The sequence below is a fragment of the Vogesella mureinivorans genome (assembly GCF_007644035.1).
In the GTDB taxonomy this organism is placed as follows: Bacteria; Pseudomonadota; Gammaproteobacteria; order Burkholderiales; family Chromobacteriaceae; genus Vogesella; species Vogesella mureinivorans.
Window position 1 is genome coordinate 1 of the sequence record NZ_VMTV02000804.1, and the last position, 393, is coordinate 393.

The following is a 393-nucleotide window of genomic DNA, read 5'->3' on the forward strand; positions in this document are numbered from 1 at the left end:
GGGCATCGTATTGCCCGAACAGATAAAGCTAGCATGCCAACGGTATACAGCGAGTCGCTCTTTGTGGAGGTGACGATTACCTAACAATCGGTCGATTCGTTTGATGTTATGTTTTGTTCTCGCTTTGGTTGGCAGGTTACGGCCAAGTTCGGTAAGAGTGAGAGTTTTACAGTCAAGTAATGCGTGGCAAGCCAACGTTAAGCTGTTGAGTCGTTTTAAGTGTAATTCGGGGCAGAATTGGTAAAGAGAGTCGTGTAAAATATCGAGTTCGCACATCTTGTTGTCTGATTATTGATTTTTCGCGAAACCATTTGATCATATGACAAGATGTGTATCCACCTTAACTTAATGATTTTTACCAAAATCATTAGGGGATTCATCAGAGCAGAGCAT

At 42.0% G+C, this 393-nt stretch carries 1 pseudogene; it reads right to left on the bottom strand.

Annotation, left to right across the window (positions count from 1 at the left end):
- Nucleotides 1-276, bottom strand: a pseudogene (locus FLQ44_RS19715) (IS4 family transposase); the annotation flags it as partial.
- Between the last annotated feature and the right edge of the window lie 117 nt (nucleotides 277-393).